Genomic DNA, 16393 nt, shown 5'->3' with positions numbered 1-16393 from the left:
TAGGAGGATGATTTATAATGAATATAGTGTTAGCAAGAATTGATGACAGATTAATACATGGTCAAGTAGCAACAATTTGGTCAAAAGACACAAAATGTCAAAGAATAATTGTATGTAATGATGATGTAACAAAGGACTCAATTAGAAAGACACTTTTGGAGCAAGTTGGACCTCCAGGAATTAAATCAAGCATTGTAGGAATTGATGAGGCAATAAGAGTTTATAATAATCCAAAATACCAAGATGATAGAGTGCTATTTCTATTCACTAATCCAACTGATGTTGTAAGAATGGTTGAAGGTGGAGTAGCCATAAAGAGTGTAAATATTGGTGGTATGTCATTTAAAGATGGAAAGAAACAAATAACTAGTGCAATATCGGTAAATGATACAGATATTGAAGCTTTCAAAAAATTAAATGAAAAAGGCATTGAACTAGAAATAAGAAAAATTTCTTCAGATTCAAAAGTAGATTTAATGTCAAAACTATAAGATTCACCATATTAACTTCTATTAGTGTATAGTACGTGCCAAAGAAACTAAGGTTGAATGGGTTTTAGTTGTAAACGTTATGATTGCTTGCGATGAGCTCCAAAAATTTTTGTTAAGCATCTCCACCTGGAGTGAAATCAAATGTCATTACAATTCGTAAATTATTTAAATATATCATAATTATTAATTTTGGTTACAGGTTTTTCAAAACTTTTATATAAATTTTACTGTAATAAATAAAAAATTGGAGGTATAAAAGATGGTAGGAATTATTCTTGCTAGTCACGGAGAATTTGCTAAAGGCATCTTGCAATCTGGTGCGATGATTTTCGGAGAACAAGAAAATGTACAAGCTGTTACGTTGATGTCTAGTGAAGGCCCAGATGATGTTAAAGCAAAAATGAAAGATGCAATCGCATCCTTTGACAACCAAGATGAGGTTTTATTCTTAGTTGATCTTTGGGGCGGTACACCATTCAACCAAGCAAATAGTCTATTTGAAGAACACAAAGATAAATGGGCAATCGTAGCTGGTATGAATCTACCAATGGTGATTGAAGCTTATGCTTCACGTTCTTCAATGGAATCCGCACAGGAAATGGCGGCTTATATTTTAAAAGCAGCTAAAGAAGGAGTTAAAGTTAAGCCTGAAGAATTAGAACCAGAAGATAATGGTAAATCTTCTGCAACTTCGGCGGATCAATCGAGTGTAGGTGCACCTGGATCATTCGAATATGTTTTAGCTCGTATTGACTCTCGTTTACTTCATGGACAAGTAGCGACTGCTTGGACAAAAGCTGTGCAACCGACCCGGATTATTGTCGTGTCAGATGCGGTAGCAAAAGATGAGCTTCGTAGGAAATTGATCCAACAGGCTGCTCCTCCGGGTGTTAAAGCTCATGTTGTTCCAATTAATCAAATGATTAAACTTGCAAAAAATGATCAACATTTTGGCGGACAACGTGCATTGCTTCTTTTTGAAAATTCACAAGATGTACTTAGAGCGGTAGAAGGTGGAGTACCTTTGAAGACAATCAATGTTGGATCTATGGCTCACTCTCTGGGTAAAGTTCAACCAAACAAAGTACTTGCTTTCAATCAAGAAGATATTGATACCTTCAATAAGCTTAAAGAAGCTGGACTGGATTTTGATGTTCGTAAAGTTCCAAATGATTCAAAAGGAAATATGGCCGAAATCCTCAAAAAAGCACAAGTGGAATTAAATAAACTGAAATAATTTATAATTTAACTATTTAAATGAAAAAGGGGGATTAATAATCATGGATATAAATATTGTCCAAATGATATTAGTCGTTATCGTGGCATTTATAGCTGGTATGGAAGGTATCTTGGATGAATTTCAATTCCACCAACCAGTAATTGCGTGTACGTTAATCGGCTTAGTTACAGGTAACTTAGTACCATGCCTAATCTTAGGTGGTACTCTTCAAATGATTGCTTTAGGTTGGGCAAATATCGGTGCTGCCGTAGCACCAGATGCAGCGCTTGCATCTGTTGCATCTGCAATTATTCTAGTTCTTGGTGGCCAAGGTACAGCAGGAGTTTCTTCAGCTATCGCTATTGCTGTTCCGCTAGCAGTTGCAGGGCTATTATTAACAATTATTTGTCGTACCATCGCTACAGTGTTTGTACATTTTATGGATGCTGCTGCTAAACAAGGAAATATCAGAAAAGTTGAAATGTGGCATATCATTGCTATTTGTATGCAGGGTGTACGTATTGCAATTCCAGCAGTCTTGATCTTAGCAATTGGTGCTGGTCCGATTCGTTCAGTACTTGAAGCTATGCCTACTTGGTTAACAGGTGGTTTAGCAATTGGTGGTGGAATGGTCGTAGCTGTTGGTTATGCAATGGTAATCAACATGATGGCTACAAAAGAAGTATGGCCATTCTTTGGAATTGGTTTTGTGTTAGCAACTATTTCAGAAATTACACTTATCGGACTAGGGGCAATCGGTGTATGTGTGGCTCTTATTTACTTAAAGCTTACTAAACAAGGCGGCTCAGGTAATGGTGGAAGCTCAAATACTGGTGATCCATTAGGCGATATTATTGACACTTACTAAGAAGGGAGAGAACACGAAAATGGCAAATAAATTAAAATTAACAAAGAAAGATCGTATTTCTGTTTGGTTCCGTTCATTTTTCCTTCAAGGTTCTTGGAACTACGAAAGAATGCAAAACGGTGGTTGGACATACGCATTGATTCCCGCAATCAAAAAATTATATAAGACTAAAGAAGATCGTGCAGCTGCATTGAAACGTCACTTGGAGTTCTTTAACACTCACCCATATGTAGCTTCACCAGTCATTGGTGTAACATTAGCCTTAGAGGAAGACCGTGCAAATGGTTTACCAATAGATGACATAACTATTCAGGGTGTTAAAGTTGGTATGATGGGACCTTTAGCTGGTGTCGGTGATCCAGTTTTCTGGTTTACTGTTAGGCCAATTTTAGGGGCATTAGCTGGTTCTCTTGCTATGGCTGGTAACATCCTTGGACCAATTATCTTTTTCTTCGCTTGGAATATCATCCGTATGTCATTTATGTGGTATACACAAGAGTTTGGTTACAAAGCAGGCTCTCGTATTACCGATGATGTATCAGGTAATTTACTACAAGATGTTACAAAAGGAGCATCCATCCTTGGTATGTTCATTTTGGGATCATTAGTTAACCGATGGGTAACCGTTGTATTTACACCTGTAGTATCAACCGTTAAGTTAGCTAAGGGTGCCTTCATTGTTTGGGACAAACTTCCTGCTGGAGCAGAAGGTATTAAACAAGCTTTGTTGCAACAAACAAGTGGTTTGTCATTAACTTCTGATAAGGTTACAACATTGCAAAATAACTTGGATTCTTTGATTCCTGGAATTGCAGGATTAGGATTGACATTACTTTGTATGTGGTTGCTTAAGAAGAAAGTATCTCCAATTACAATTATTTTTGGGCTGTTCGCAGTCGGGATTGTTTTCCACTTAATCGGTTTAATGTAATATTTTTTACTCAACCTGGGCTTTTGGCCTGGGTTTTTTTATTACTTTCTATGTTAATATTGCAGCGACCCAGGAGATGATTTAATTTTATGTCTAGTAAAACTGTTTTTGACGGTTGTGCTTTGCGGAACTTGATTATTTCATCTTCAGAATGTATATTATATACTATAGTCAACAATCATTGTACAATGATTTATTAATTAATAGAAACAAATGTGTGTATAAATAGAAAAGAGGTAGATCGTATGGTTCAATCACTAAATACAAAGGTGGATCTAGTAATTGATGCAACAGCTTTTACGGGGTTTGCAGATTATGGGAAAATTATGATCGGCGACAAAGGTTTTGAGTTTTATAATTCTCGTGATTCTCGCAAATATATTCAAATTCCTTGGGAAGAGGTTGACTATGTCATTGCGTCCGTATTGCTAAAAGGAAAGTGGATTCCTCGATATGCAATCCAAACGAAGAAAAATGTTACCTATACTTTTTCTTCTAAAGAAGCAAAAAAAGTGCTTCGTGCTGTTCGAAAATATGTTCAGCCAAATCATATGGTTAATTCGTTAAGTTTTTTTGATGTGCTCAAACGAGCGGTGCAGCACCGCAGGTGATGATTTAACTAATTGGCAGTTTTTAATTTACTGTGCAGATATTTATAATTAATGGTAAAATGATATTTGTCGTTTATTTGTACTTTAGGTTAAATATAGATGATAATCATCACATTAAAGGAAGTGTAACAAAGGATGAAATCAAAAAAAAGAAGTATAGTCATTGCATTAATGGTGTCAATGTTCCTTGCAGCTGTAGAGGGAACAGTTGTGACTACTGCGATACCAACAATAGTTAAAGAGCTAAATGGGTTTGAACTTATAAGTTGGGTTTTTTCTGCTTATTTATTGACAACAGCCATTTCTACACCAATATACGGAAAATTAGCTGATTTATATGGAAGAAAAAACATTCTTTCTATTGGAATAATAATTTTTTTAGTTGGGAGCTGTCTTTGTGGGTTATCACAAAACATGTATCAGCTTATAGCTTTTCGTGCAGTTCAAGGAATGGGAGCAGGAGCAATATTTACGGTTACTTATACTATATTGGGTGACATTTTTACTGTTGAAGAAAGGCCAAAGATCCAAGGATGGTTAAGTACAGTATGGGGGATAGCAAGTTTAGCTGGTCCTTTTTTAGGGGGATTTTTAATAGACAATTTCTCATGGCATTGGATTTTCTTTATAAACCTACCTTTTGGAATAATATCTATAGTGATTTTACAAAGAAACCTAATTGAAACTTTTGAGAAAAAGAAACATAAGATAGATTATGTAGGTGCTTTATTATTTTCAGTTGCAATTATAACGTTTTTACTGGGTAGCTTAGCCGGTGGAAGAAATAATATTATACTAGCTTTAGTAGTTACAATTGCAGTGATGATTGTGTTTTATTATGTGGAAAAAAGAGCGGATGAGCCTATTATACCTTTTGAAATTTTCACAAAAAGTAGCACCATTGTAAATATAATAACATTTTTAGCCGCAGGGATTTTAATAGGAATAGAGGTTTATTTACCTATATATATGCAAAATGTTTTAGGATTTAGTCCTACAGTTGCTGGAGTGTCTATGGCACCTATGTCTATTGCTTGGTTCTTATCTTCATTTGTTTTGTCTAAAGCTATCCCTAAATATGGTGGAAGAATAGTGATTGGCGTATCTACTCTAATTTTGCTTATTAGTTGTGTGTTTTTGTCTACTTTAAGTAGTGAATCTCTATTAGTATCAGTTATAGTTTATGGGTTCATTATGGGATTTGGATTTGGAGGAGCTTTTACTACATTAACAATAATGGTACAAGAGTCAGTGGGATATAACAAAAGAGGAGCAGCTACAGCAGCGAATTCCCTGGTGCGTACACTAGGTCAAACTATAGGAGTAAGTGTTTTTGGAATTATATTAAATATGAATATAATTAAATATTTCAATAATATAGGAAGAAAGGGAATAGAACCTAACAATTTGTATTCCAAGGCAACTTTGAGTAGTGGAGTAAGTTTGCACCAGATAAAGCAAGCTTTAAATTCAGGGCTTCATGAAGTATTTATAATATTTATCATAATTGCTTTAGCATCATTGGCACTTTCTTTTATATTTGACTCAAAATTAAAAAATAATTCATGTGAACAGTAAGTTATTTAATTAATTTTTCTTCAATTTGTTTATCATTAATTTGTTTATTCATAAAATTTTCTAGTAGGGTCTTTATTAAGGCTATAGTGGGAACTCCAAGTAACATTCCTAAAACACCAAAAAAACCTCCCCCAAGAACAATTCCTAGTATTATAAGTAGTGGACTAATCCCAACCTTATCTCCAATAATCTTTGGAGATATGAACCACCCATCAATATTACTTAAGGTTGTAATAAATAGTACCAACTGAACACATTTCATTGGGCTAAAGAATATTGTTATTATAACAGCGGGAACCATCCCTATAATATTTCCAAAATAAGGGATCATATTTGTTACACCTATTACTAAACTAAAAGGTAAAGCGTAAGGTATTTTTAATATCGTAAATCCTATAAAAGTAATAATACCAAAAATAATAGAGTCAATCATTTTCCCAACAAAATATTTCTTAAAAGTAGTATTAACTATCTTAAAAAAATCAATTATTTTAATAGCAACTGTTTCATTTAAAACAGAATAAACAAATTTTTTAAGATTAAAAATAATAGATTCTTTATCCATCAAGAAGTAAATTGAAATTACGATTCCAGACATTAATTTCATAAAAAAAGAACCCAAACCCATTAGGTAATCAATTATAAGTTGAAAACCGGGGCTAAAATATGCAGATACATCCTTATTAAAAGAACTAAGGTAACTATCTAAGTAAGAAGTAGCATCAAATTTGTTTAGTAGTTCATTTTTAGATAAAAAATTGGTAGACCATTTATACGCTTTATTTGCAAAGTGAGGGATATTATTAAATAAATCAACGGAGCTTTTAATAATATTAGGAGTAACTAAAGTGATTATAAAAATTATTATGCCTATAAATAATGTGTAAATTATGCATATACTATAAATCCTTTTCATTTTTGTTCTCTTTTCAATAAACACCATAAGCGGGTTAAGTAAATAAGCTATGACGAAACCCCAAATAAAATAAGTAAGTAAAGAAAAAAAATTATTTAATATTGAACCTATATTTTCAACGTTATTTACTATTCTATAAAGTAGAAGGGCAATTATAATAATAGGGACAAGCTGTATATATGGTATCTTTTTATATTTAATCAATGCAATTCCTCCAGTCAATATTTAGCCGCTTGTTATAAGATCAATGTAGTATTATGTAATTGTAATATTGTAGATTAGAAGAAGATGATTGTAGCTTATTTAATTATATCATTCTTAAAACAATTTATTAATATTCATTTTTAAAAAAATTAACCACATATTGCGTAATAATAGTAGGTTACAGAAATAGGTAACACACCTTACAATTTCTGTTTGCAAACATGTGCAATAATGTGCTATAATATAGTTATATTTAAATACTAATGTTATCTTTTAGGTAGTGATGCTGATTTTTTTATTTATTTGTATAAATAATGGATATAACATGGAAAATATATTTATGAAAACATGAAAGACAGCAGGGTAATTCATGTTGTCTTTTAATGTTTGTAATTATATACATTGAATTTTCAGATACTTGTAGTTAAAAAAATCATATCATTTTAAAGTTCAACACAAATTTTAGTGAAAATTATTAGTGGTAACATATGTACATAAAATAATAAACAGAAAGGCTTTATAAGCCAAGAGGAGCGAATTATTATGGAAGAAATGATTTTAGATGCATTTGAAAGAATTCCAACAAATAAAAGATTTGTAGAGGAAGGTTTTATTGCAGGTGTAATGTATGGCGATGGCGTTAAGGAAGCAACTTCAATAAAGGTTCAAGACGTTGAATTAATAAAGATTCTTAAAAAACATGGTTCTAATGCTAAAATATGGATTAAATACGGAGAAGATAAAAAATTTGGATTTATAAAAGAAATTCAAAGACATCCTGTAACAGCAAAAATTAATCACATAGACGTACAACTTGTTTCTAAAGATCGTGAAATAAAAATGCAATTACCTATTTCTTTCAAGGGAGAAGAGAATGTAGCAGCCAATCTACTTGAGTTGAAGATTTATAAAGCTGAGATAGATGTTGTTGGAAGCATGGGTATATTACCTGATGGAATAAGTATTGATATATCACAAAAAATACTTGGAGATACAATTACAATAAAGGACTTTGATTTAAATAATCAAATAAAAGTTACTGATGATGAAAATCAAATTTACGCAGCTATAGCACAAATGAAAGAAGAAGTGACTGAAGAAGTTACAGCTGAAGCAGTTGTTGCTGAAACTGAAGCTAAATAATAAAATAGTAATTATATAATAATAAAAGGATGAACATGAAAAGTTCATCCTTTTATCTATTATGGATAAAATTTAAAATGTTTTGATGATGAGGTAAGAAAAAGAATATAAGCAAATAGATACTTATTATTGTGAGTAAAATTAGGAGGCTAAAGAATGGCAAATATATTGAGATATTCAAAAAAACAATTAGATAGAACATTAAAAGATTTCGGAAAGAGAGAAAATATAGGTTCTAATGACACATCCGAGTGGATAAGACTAATAAACGATTTTATATATGAATTTGAACTAAAGTCTGAAGTTAATGAAGTAGATAAACTTTCTATAACAACTAGCAAAGAAGAACAAGTGGTAATTGAAAAAATGATGTATGCACTAGAAGGTACAAAAACTTCTTTGAATTACATTTTTGATGGTAATATTACTTATATAGAAGAATAGGTTATTATAACAATAAAATAAATATTAAAGGAAGCCATTTAATTAAATGGCTTCCTTTAAAAAGTATCATATCATCGAAAAATTATTAAATGGAATCTAAAGAACATATAAATAAAAGTTTATTTTGAACTAGTACCTTTATTTGCATAGGATTGATTATTTAGCTTTTTTGTCTCTTCTAAAGCAGCATCACTATTGCTACTACTCATATTAGACATACCAGCACTTGATTGACTATTTAATTGTTTTGTTTCTGCTAAAGTAGAGTCACTAGTGCTGCTAGACATATTTGACATAGCAGAATTTGAAACACCACTAGTACCTTTATTTGAAGCTGATTCATTATTTAATTGAATTGTTTCTTGTAGAGTGGAAGCACTAGTGCTACTAGACATACCAGCATTTGAGTAAGAGCTTGAACCTCCATTAGCTGCTGATTGTTTATTTAATTCTTTTGTTTCTTCTAAATTGTTATTCATAAGTATCTCTCCCTTCTAATATAAAAATTACACTAATCAAGTACAGTATATAGTTTACCCATTTTATCTTAAAATATAGATGAAAATATTGAGAATTTTTACTTGAAATTTTAGGATTGTAAAAATTTTAAGATCTTATTATATATTGTAGCAGCGACGATGTGATATTTAAAAAATAAATCTAAATAGTGAAGTTTATAAGTTATATTGCAATAAATATAATAATCAGTTATACTAAATATAATGATATTTTAACGTATTTTTTTATTTATTAATGTGTAAACGATTCAATAAGACTAATTTCAAAAAGGAGTTTTGCTAAAATGGCTAAATATATAATGGCACTTGATCAAGGTACAACCAGTTCAAGGTGTATTCTATTCAATGAAAGGGGACTTATTGTAACGTCCGCTCAAAAAGAATTTACTCAGATTTTCCCAAAAGGAGGGTGGGTAGAACATGACCCAATGGAGATATGGTCAAGTCAAATTAGCGTTGCAACAGAAGCGATGGCTGAAGTTAATGCTACGGCGTCTGATATAGCAGCAATAGGTATTACAAATCAAAGAGAAACTACTGTAGTTTGGGATAGACGAACGGGAGTTCCGGTATACAATGCAATTGTATGGCAATGTAGAAGAACTGCAGAGACTTGTGATGAATTAACACAAAAAGGATTTGATAAAATTGTTAGAGCTAAAACGGGATTGATTTTAGACGCTTATTTTTCTGGAACAAAAATAAAATGGATATTGGACAATGTAGAAGGCGCTAGAGCAGAAGCTGAAGCAGGAAATTTATTGTTTGGCAATATAGATACTTGGTTAATTTGGAATTTAACAAAAGGAAAAACATATGTAACAGACTATTCTAATGCTTCAAGAACAATGCTATTTAATATTCATGAACTTACATGGGATGACGAAATTTTAGAAACATTGAACATACCAAAATCAATGCTCCCAGAAGTAAAACCTTCAAGTTGTGTATATGGCAACACCGATATTTCATTGTTTGGAGGGGAAATTCCAATTGCTGGAGCGGCTGGAGACCAACAAGCGGCATTATTTGGACAAACTTGCTATTCACCAGGAACAGCTAAAAACACATATGGGACAGGCTGCTTCATGCTTATGAATACAGGAGACAAAGCAATTCAATCTAAACAGGGATTACTTACAACGATTGCTTGGGGAATAGATGGAAAAGTAGAGTATGCTCTTGAGGGTAGTGTATTTATAGCTGGAGCAGCTATACAATGGTTAAGAGATGAGCTACGCATGATTGACAATGCTGCTGATTGCGAAGAATATGCTAATGCGGTAGAAGATACAAATGGAGTATATGTAGTTCCGGCTTTTGTTGGACTTGGAGCACCATATTGGGATCCTTATGCAAGAGGAACAATTGTAGGTCTTACAAGAGGAGCAAAGAAAGAACATTTAATAAGAGCAACTCTCGAAGCGCTTGCTTACCAAACACATGATGTTTTAAAAGCAATGCAAGAAGATTCTGGAATTATACTTACAGAACTTAAAGTAGATGGAGGAGCTTGCAATAACAATTTCTTAATGCAGTTTCAATCTGATATTTTAAACGTTCAAGTAGACAGACCAGAGGTTACTGAAACTACAGCACTCGGTGCGGCTTATCTTGCAGGGCTAGCAGTAGGATATTGGAAGAGCAAAGATGAAGTAGCAAAGCATTGGGCAATATCAAGAAGTTTCAAACCTAGTATGACAGAAGAAAAAAGAAAAGAATTACTTCATGGATGGCATATAGCTGTTAAAAGATCAGGCATAAAACTTGAATAGTAGTAACGAAATATTAATTGTTAATAATAATTTGTTATGCTATTATTAACATATGAAATATAAAAGAATAACCTAACACAGGGGAGTTGGATAGGCCAACTGAGAGAAAGAACTTTAATTCTTTGACCCTATAACCTGATCTGGATAATGCCAGCGTAGGAAGTTGTTTATTGGTGTATTATATATGTATATATTTTTATATATCAAGATAATTTAAACACGAATCCTATGGGTTTGTGTTTTTTGTTTTATAAATAAAATGGATGAATAGTGCCGCAGGTGATGATTTAACATTTAAAAAATAATTATTTTAGGAGGGAATTGATATGAAAAAAGTTTTAACTATAGCAGGTTCTGACAGCTCAGGAGGAGCAGGTGTACAGGCAGATTTAAAAAGCTTAAGTGCGAGTGGCGTATACGGGATGAGTGTAATTACAGCGATAACAGCACAAAATACTATGGGGGTTTTTGCAGTGCAAGACTTGGGCGAAGAAATCATCAAGGCACAAATTGATGCTATTTTTACAGACATAGTTGTAGATGCGGTTAAAATTGGTATGGTTTCTGTGATCTCAACTATTGATGTGATAAGTGAGAAATTAAAACAATACAAGCCTAAAAACGTAGTACTCGATCCCGTAATGATCTCAAAAAGCGGTTATTCACTGTTAAAGCCAGAGTCAAAAACGGCTTTGGTTAAAAAATTAATTCCACTAGCGTCAATTATTACACCTAATGTCCCAGAGGCTGAAGAAATTTTAAAAGAAGTAAATTCAGATATTACGAGCATTGAAACAGTAGTAGATATGGAAAGTGCAGCAAAAGAAATGTACAAGCTAGGATGCAAAAATGTGCTTTTAAAGGGAGGACATATGCAGGGGGAAGCCGTAGATGTGTTTTATGATGGAAGTGAAATTACACATTTTACGTCTGAGAGAATAAATACAAAAAATACTCATGGAACTGGATGTACTTTGTCTTCAGCCATAGCTGCAAATTTGGCGCTTGGCTATAGCATGAAGGATTCAATAAAAAATTCAAAGCAGTATATAACAACTGCTATAAAGCATTCTTTAGATATTGGGCATGGGGTGGGACCTACAAATCATTTCTACGAATTATATAAAAAAGCAGGGATGGCAAATGATTAAGGATAGTGAAAAACTGGATTTTTAGCAGCGAGTTCTGTAAACTTAATAACACAAAGTTTAAGGGGAGTAAATAATGTATTAGTATGTATCATATTTATAGCAGTAGATATTACTTTATAAAACGTTATTTATTACTTGGAGCTACAATGCCCGTTATGATTATTACAGGATTTATATAAACAATAATTTGGAGGATGATGTCAAAATGGAAATTAATAAGAAAATAATTAAATTACTAAACAATTTAAGAGAAAAAACCCCATTGGTGCACCAAATAACAAATTATGTTACCGTTAATGATTGTGCCAATATTACACTAGCAATAGGTGGGTCACCGGTTATGGCGGAGGATATTCATGAAGTTCGCGAGATGGTATCACTTGCATCTTCACTTGTTATAAATATAGGAACATTAAATAGTGTAATTATAGAGGCTATGATTGAGGCAGGAAAGATGGCAAATGAATTAAACATACCTGTTATCTTAGATCCTGTCGGAGTAGGTGCAACAACTTATAGAACAGAAACTTGCAAAAGAATTATAAATGAAGTGAAATTAGCAGTTATTAGAGGGAATTTATCTGAAATAAAAACAATTTATGGTATTAAAACTATAACAAGAGGTGTAGATGCTAGTGAGAGTTTTTCTGTAGATAGTAATGAATTTACAAGAGAGAAAGAAATGGCAAGGAATTTTGCTGTTAAATTTAATACGGTAGTAGTTATAACAGGTGCTGTAGACATTATATCAGATGGTAAGACTCTTTACACCGCATCTAACGGTCATAAAATAATGTCTAGGGTTACAGGTACAGGATGTATGTGTACTTCCGTTATTGGTTGTTATTTAGGCGCTGGAGATAATAATTTAATAGCAGCACTCGCAGGAATTGTTTCAATGGGTATTGCAGGAGAAACAGCTTATGAAAGCTTAGATAAAAATAGCGAAGGATCAGGAACATTTAAAGTGAAAATGCTAGATGCTATTTACAGTTTATCTGAAGCTCTAATAATGGAAAGGAGTAAAATAAATGAAGAATAATGTGAATTATAGCCTTTATCTCGTTACAGATAGAGATGTGTTAGTGGATTTAGATATATTTGCAGCGGTGGAGGAAGCAATAAAAGGCGGGGTTACATTAGTCCAGCTTAGAGAAAAGAGATTAAGTACTTTAGAGTTTTATAATATTGCAGTGAAAATAAAAATTATTACAGATAAATATAAGATTCCCCTAATAATAAACGATAGAATTGATATTGCACAGGCCATAGATGCAGCGGGGGTACACATAGGTCAAAGTGATATGCCAGCGACTATCGCGAGAAGTATAATAGGAGATAATAAGATACTAGGGGTTTCTACTGCAACACTTAAGGAAGCACAAAGGGCAGAAAAACAAGGAGCAGATTATGTGGGTGTTGGAGCGATGTTTCCTACAACTACTAAAGATGATGCAAGTGCAGTTTCTGTATTAAGTTTAAAAGAAATAAAAGAAAAAATTTCTATCCCTGTAGTTGCTATTGGTGGAATTAATGAAAAAAATGTAAATTTATTAAAGATAGCAAATATTGATGGAATAGCTGTTGTTTCAGATATTCTTGGGAAAAAATCTGTAAGGTCATCAGCAGAAAAACTATGTTCTTCCATAAAGCAGAAATAATAGTGGGGGGGATTTATAATGTTTATCAAGCCGACTGGATTCGAAAAGAACCTATCTGGAAACGAGGTAGATAAGGTAATCTATTCAAATATTCCAGGATTAAAGGAAAAAATGCTTTGCATGAACTATTGGACAAAATTGAGTGGCATGAATAAAGATATTATGAATGTACAGGAGATTGAAGCATACAACAAGAGTAGTTTAACAACTGTTGGATCAATTGTGGACTTAGAAAATTACGAAGAATCCTTTAGCATGCAAGAATTAATAAACAAGATAAATACTATTAGTTCTATGCCAAAATCTGAAAGATTCCATGAGGATGGGAAATTAGTAGTTCAAGAATATTATAATAAGTTAATAAAGAATTGCAATATTGAAAAATTAATGGACTTATTGGATATCAAATATGCAATAACCATTAGAAAGACTGTGATGAGGACATTCCCAACCTATGATAAAATATTTAAAACTGGAGATAACTATGAATTTGACAGATTTCAGGAGACCGCTGTTTATCCTGTTGAACCAATTGTAATTCTGCTATCAAGTGTGGATAAAAAGTGGTATTTTGCACAGATGTATAATTATTTAGCATGGATACCCGAAAAAGATGTGGCAATATCTAGTAAAGAAGAAATTTTTGATTATCTTAAAACAGAAAATTTCTTAGTAACTACAGGGAAAAGAGTATTTACAAATTATAACCCATTAAATGAGCAATTATCAGAAGTGAAATTTGACATGGGAATTAAAATACCACTTGCAGATATTAAGGAAATAGAAGGGGATATTTATGGTCAAAATTCCGCAGGTAATTATGTGGTTAAGCTTCCAACAAGAGATAATAAGGGAAATGTAGAATTCAAAAAAGCTCTGATTGCAAAAAATGAAGATATCTCATTAGGGTACTTACCTTATACCAGAAGAAATATCATAGTTAATGCCTTTAAATTTTTAGGCGAAAGATACGGATGGGGTGGAATGTTCAATTCTAGAGATTGTGCAAGTTTTATAATGGATGTTTATAGAACTATGGGTATTAAGCTTCCTAGGAATTCCGAGGATCAGGGAAAACTCGCAGTGGGCAATTTCTATGAAATGCCGGAAAATATGACTATGGGAGACAGAGAAAAGTTACTGAATAAATTGAAGCCTGGAACGCCAGTATTTATGAATGGGCATGCGATGATTTATATAGGTAAAGAAAAAGGTCAATATTATGCTATTCATGATTTTTCAGGCTTTTATAAACCACAGCAGGATGGGAGCTTAAAATATTATAAGGTACGCGAAGTGATGGTTTCTCCATTGTGTATAGTATTATCAGAGGATGGTAAAACATATATTGAAGGATTATACGGAGCTAGAGATTTTGTTAATGTGGATTAATTAGCCTGACCATTTCGGTCCAGCGAAAAGCAAGAGCTCCTCCAATAAATATAGATATACGATATAGTATGAAGTTTATCCATAGTGTTTTGAAATAAGAAGAGCAGAAACATTGAAATTCCACGTTTCAATCTCTTATTTCAAGTCACGTAGGAGAAACTTCATAGGATTGCACTATTATTTGTTCCTAGAAATTATATCAGCGTGGATTTTACTCCATGCATAATCTAGCGCAGAATCTAAATTATTATTATTCTTACCACCACCTTGTGCAGAAAAGGCACTTCCACCACCTTTGCCGTCTATTAGAGTTATGGCATCTTTTAAAATAGAGCTCATGCTAATTATATTCAAATCCTTCGAGCACATAAATAAAAGATTTGCTTTATCTTGAGATTTTACTCCAAATAAGACTATAACCTTTGGAGAGGATACTAATTTTGTTGCTAACATATTAGTATATTTTAAATCCCCATTATCATAAATGCATTTAAGCATCCTGATATCTTCTATTTTTGGGGCTGCCTCTAACATATTTTGAACTTCGTACTGCGCAACCTCTGACTTTAGGGCCCTTTTTTCAGTAAGTGCTTTATTAAGTTCATCTGAAAGTCGTTCTACAACGGACAAAACTGTAGCATTATTGCAGGAAAAAAGTTTAGACATTTTTTCCATGGATTCATGTTTTAAGGCATAATCAGAAACAGCCCTTTGTCCACATATAAATTCAATTCTTATTCCAGTCTTATACTTTTCAAATTTTGTAACCTTAATTAATTGAACCTCAATAGTTGAACTAGGATGTATACCACAACATGGGTTTATATCAATATCACCTATCTTAACTATTCTTACTTTTTCACCAGCCTTTATTGGGAGTTTTTTAAGCGATAATTTTTTTAGTTCAGAGTTAGTTGGATATAGTACTTCTACTTTAATATTGTCTAATACAATTTTGTTAGCTTTTTTTTCGGCAATTTTAATTTCATTATTGCCAATAACTTTATCAATATCAATAGTTGTAGAATCCGTGCCAAGGTGAAACCCAATAGTAGTTGCATTAAATAGATCAGAAATAGCAGCAGAAAGTATATGCTGCCCTAGATGCTGTTGCATATAGTCAAACCGTTTATCAAAGTCTATGATGCATTTAACCCTATGAATTTTTAAAGGGTTCACGGCAACTACATGATAAATTTTTTCATCTTCTTCATACACATAGGTTACAGCAGCACCATTTATATATCCAGTATCACTTGGTTGACCACCACCTTCAGGGTAAAAATAGGTTTTGTCAAGTTCAACGTGATACTTGTTTTCTTTTTGGATTACGTTTATGACTTCAGCTGTAAATTCTGCTTGATATGGATTTTCGTAATATAACTTTTCCAAAGTTTTGCATCTCCTTTTGCGAGCTAGGCTTCAATAGAATACATGATGTGTTTTTAATCTAATTGTACCATAAAAATATTATGCTACAAAATAATACCG

Annotated in this window: 16 protein-coding genes and 1 riboswitch; of the genes, 13 read left to right on the top strand and 3 right to left on the bottom strand. The window is 32.6% G+C overall.

Annotated elements, in window-relative coordinates; genetic code table 11:
• Positions 1 to 17 precede the first annotated feature (17 nt).
• From KTC94_RS06695 to KTC94_RS06670, 6 genes are all read left to right on the top strand, one after another.
• The gene (locus KTC94_RS06695; RefSeq protein ID WP_216302922.1) at positions 18 to 491 is read left to right on the top strand and encodes a mannose/fructose/sorbose PTS transporter subunit IIB; all 474 of its coding nucleotides are present in this window, start codon (positions 18 to 20) and stop codon (positions 489 to 491) included.
• 259 nt (positions 492 to 750) lie between these two features.
• The gene (locus KTC94_RS06690) at positions 751 to 1728 is read left to right on the top strand and encodes a mannose/fructose/sorbose PTS transporter subunit IIA (RefSeq protein ID WP_220319991.1); all 978 of its coding nucleotides are present in this window, start codon (positions 751 to 753) and stop codon (positions 1726 to 1728) included.
• 43 nt (positions 1729 to 1771) lie between these two features.
• Positions 1772 to 2578 carry a PTS mannose/fructose/sorbose transporter subunit IIC gene (locus KTC94_RS06685; protein WP_220319992.1) on the top strand — a complete coding sequence of 269 codons (807 nt, stop codon included), beginning with the start codon at positions 1772 to 1774 and terminating at the stop codon, positions 2576 to 2578.
• A 19-nt stretch (positions 2579 to 2597) separates the two neighbouring features.
• Positions 2598 to 3509 (top strand): PTS system mannose/fructose/sorbose family transporter subunit IID, encoded by a 912-nt coding sequence (locus KTC94_RS06680; RefSeq protein WP_220319993.1) that lies wholly within the window; start codon positions 2598 to 2600, stop codon positions 3507 to 3509.
• Between the two features lie 245 nt (positions 3510 to 3754).
• The gene (locus KTC94_RS06675) at positions 3755 to 4120 is read left to right on the top strand and encodes a DUF956 family protein (protein WP_220319994.1); all 366 of its coding nucleotides are present in this window, start codon (positions 3755 to 3757) and stop codon (positions 4118 to 4120) included.
• 135 nt (positions 4121 to 4255) lie between these two features.
• Entirely contained in the window at positions 4256 to 5698 is a 1443-nt protein-coding gene (locus KTC94_RS06670) for an MDR family MFS transporter (protein ID WP_220319995.1), read from the top strand.
• A gap of 1 nt (position 5699) precedes the next feature.
• Here KTC94_RS06670 and KTC94_RS06665 read toward each other — a convergent pair whose 3' ends face one another.
• Positions 5700 to 6818 (bottom strand): AI-2E family transporter, encoded by a 1119-nt coding sequence (locus KTC94_RS06665; protein ID WP_220319996.1) that lies wholly within the window; start codon positions 6816 to 6818, stop codon positions 5700 to 5702.
• Positions 6819 to 7361: 543 nt separating this feature from the next.
• Between KTC94_RS06665 and KTC94_RS06660 the strand changes: the two genes are divergently transcribed.
• Both KTC94_RS06660 and KTC94_RS06655 read left to right on the top strand, forming a co-directional pair.
• Entirely contained in the window at positions 7362 to 7961 is a 600-nt protein-coding gene (locus KTC94_RS06660; RefSeq protein ID WP_216302915.1) for a 50S ribosomal protein L25, read from the top strand.
• 156 nt (positions 7962 to 8117) lie between these two features.
• Entirely contained in the window at positions 8118 to 8405 is a 288-nt protein-coding gene (locus KTC94_RS06655; RefSeq protein ID WP_216302914.1) for a hypothetical protein, read from the top strand.
• Between the two features lie 119 nt (positions 8406 to 8524).
• Here the strand turns inward: KTC94_RS06655 and KTC94_RS06650 are convergent, their stop codons facing one another.
• Complete coding sequence (locus tag KTC94_RS06650) at positions 8525 to 8884, bottom strand: hypothetical protein (RefSeq protein WP_216302913.1); 360 nt, start codon at positions 8882 to 8884, stop codon at positions 8525 to 8527.
• 323 nt (positions 8885 to 9207) lie between these two features.
• Here KTC94_RS06650 and glpK point away from each other — a divergent pair, with 323 nt between their 5' ends.
• The 5 genes from glpK to KTC94_RS06625 all read left to right on the top strand — a co-directional run bounded on the left by glpK (position 9208) and on the right by KTC94_RS06625 (position 14902).
• A complete protein-coding gene (glpK, locus tag KTC94_RS06645) occupies positions 9208 to 10698 on the top strand; it encodes a glycerol kinase GlpK (protein ID WP_216302912.1) in 1491 nt (496 codons plus the stop codon).
• A gap of 69 nt (positions 10699 to 10767) precedes the next feature.
• Positions 10768 to 10878: riboswitch (TPP riboswitch) on the top strand.
• Positions 10879 to 11024: 146 nt separating this feature from the next.
• Entirely contained in the window at positions 11025 to 11849 is an 825-nt protein-coding gene (gene thiD, locus KTC94_RS06640) for a bifunctional hydroxymethylpyrimidine kinase/phosphomethylpyrimidine kinase (protein WP_216302911.1), read from the top strand.
• Positions 11850 to 12054: 205 nt separating this feature from the next.
• Positions 12055 to 12891, top strand: a complete 837-nt coding sequence (gene thiM, locus KTC94_RS06635; protein WP_216302910.1) for a hydroxyethylthiazole kinase — start codon at positions 12055 to 12057, stop codon at positions 12889 to 12891.
• Positions 12881 to 13510 carry a thiamine phosphate synthase gene (gene thiE, locus KTC94_RS06630; protein ID WP_216302909.1) on the top strand — a complete coding sequence of 210 codons (630 nt, stop codon included), beginning with the start codon at positions 12881 to 12883 and terminating at the stop codon, positions 13508 to 13510. The genes thiM and thiE overlap by 11 nt, the downstream gene beginning before the upstream one ends.
• Positions 13511 to 13528: 18 nt before the next feature.
• Entirely contained in the window at positions 13529 to 14902 is a 1374-nt protein-coding gene (locus KTC94_RS06625) for an SH3 domain-containing protein (RefSeq protein ID WP_220319997.1), read from the top strand.
• Positions 14903 to 15079: 177 nt separating this feature from the next.
• Here KTC94_RS06625 and KTC94_RS06620 read toward each other — a convergent pair whose 3' ends face one another.
• Positions 15080 to 16294 (bottom strand): DHHA1 domain-containing protein, encoded by a 1215-nt coding sequence (locus KTC94_RS06620; protein ID WP_220319998.1) that lies wholly within the window; start codon positions 16292 to 16294, stop codon positions 15080 to 15082.
• Positions 16295 to 16393 lie beyond the last annotated feature (99 nt).

Source organism: Clostridium sp. CM028 (assembly GCF_030585565.1).
GTDB classification, from domain to species: Bacteria; Bacillota; Clostridia; order Clostridiales; family Clostridiaceae; genus Clostridium_AD; species Clostridium_AD estertheticum_B.
Note: the sequence above shows the minus strand (reverse complement) of the source record. Positions and strands in the feature narration are given on the sequence as shown.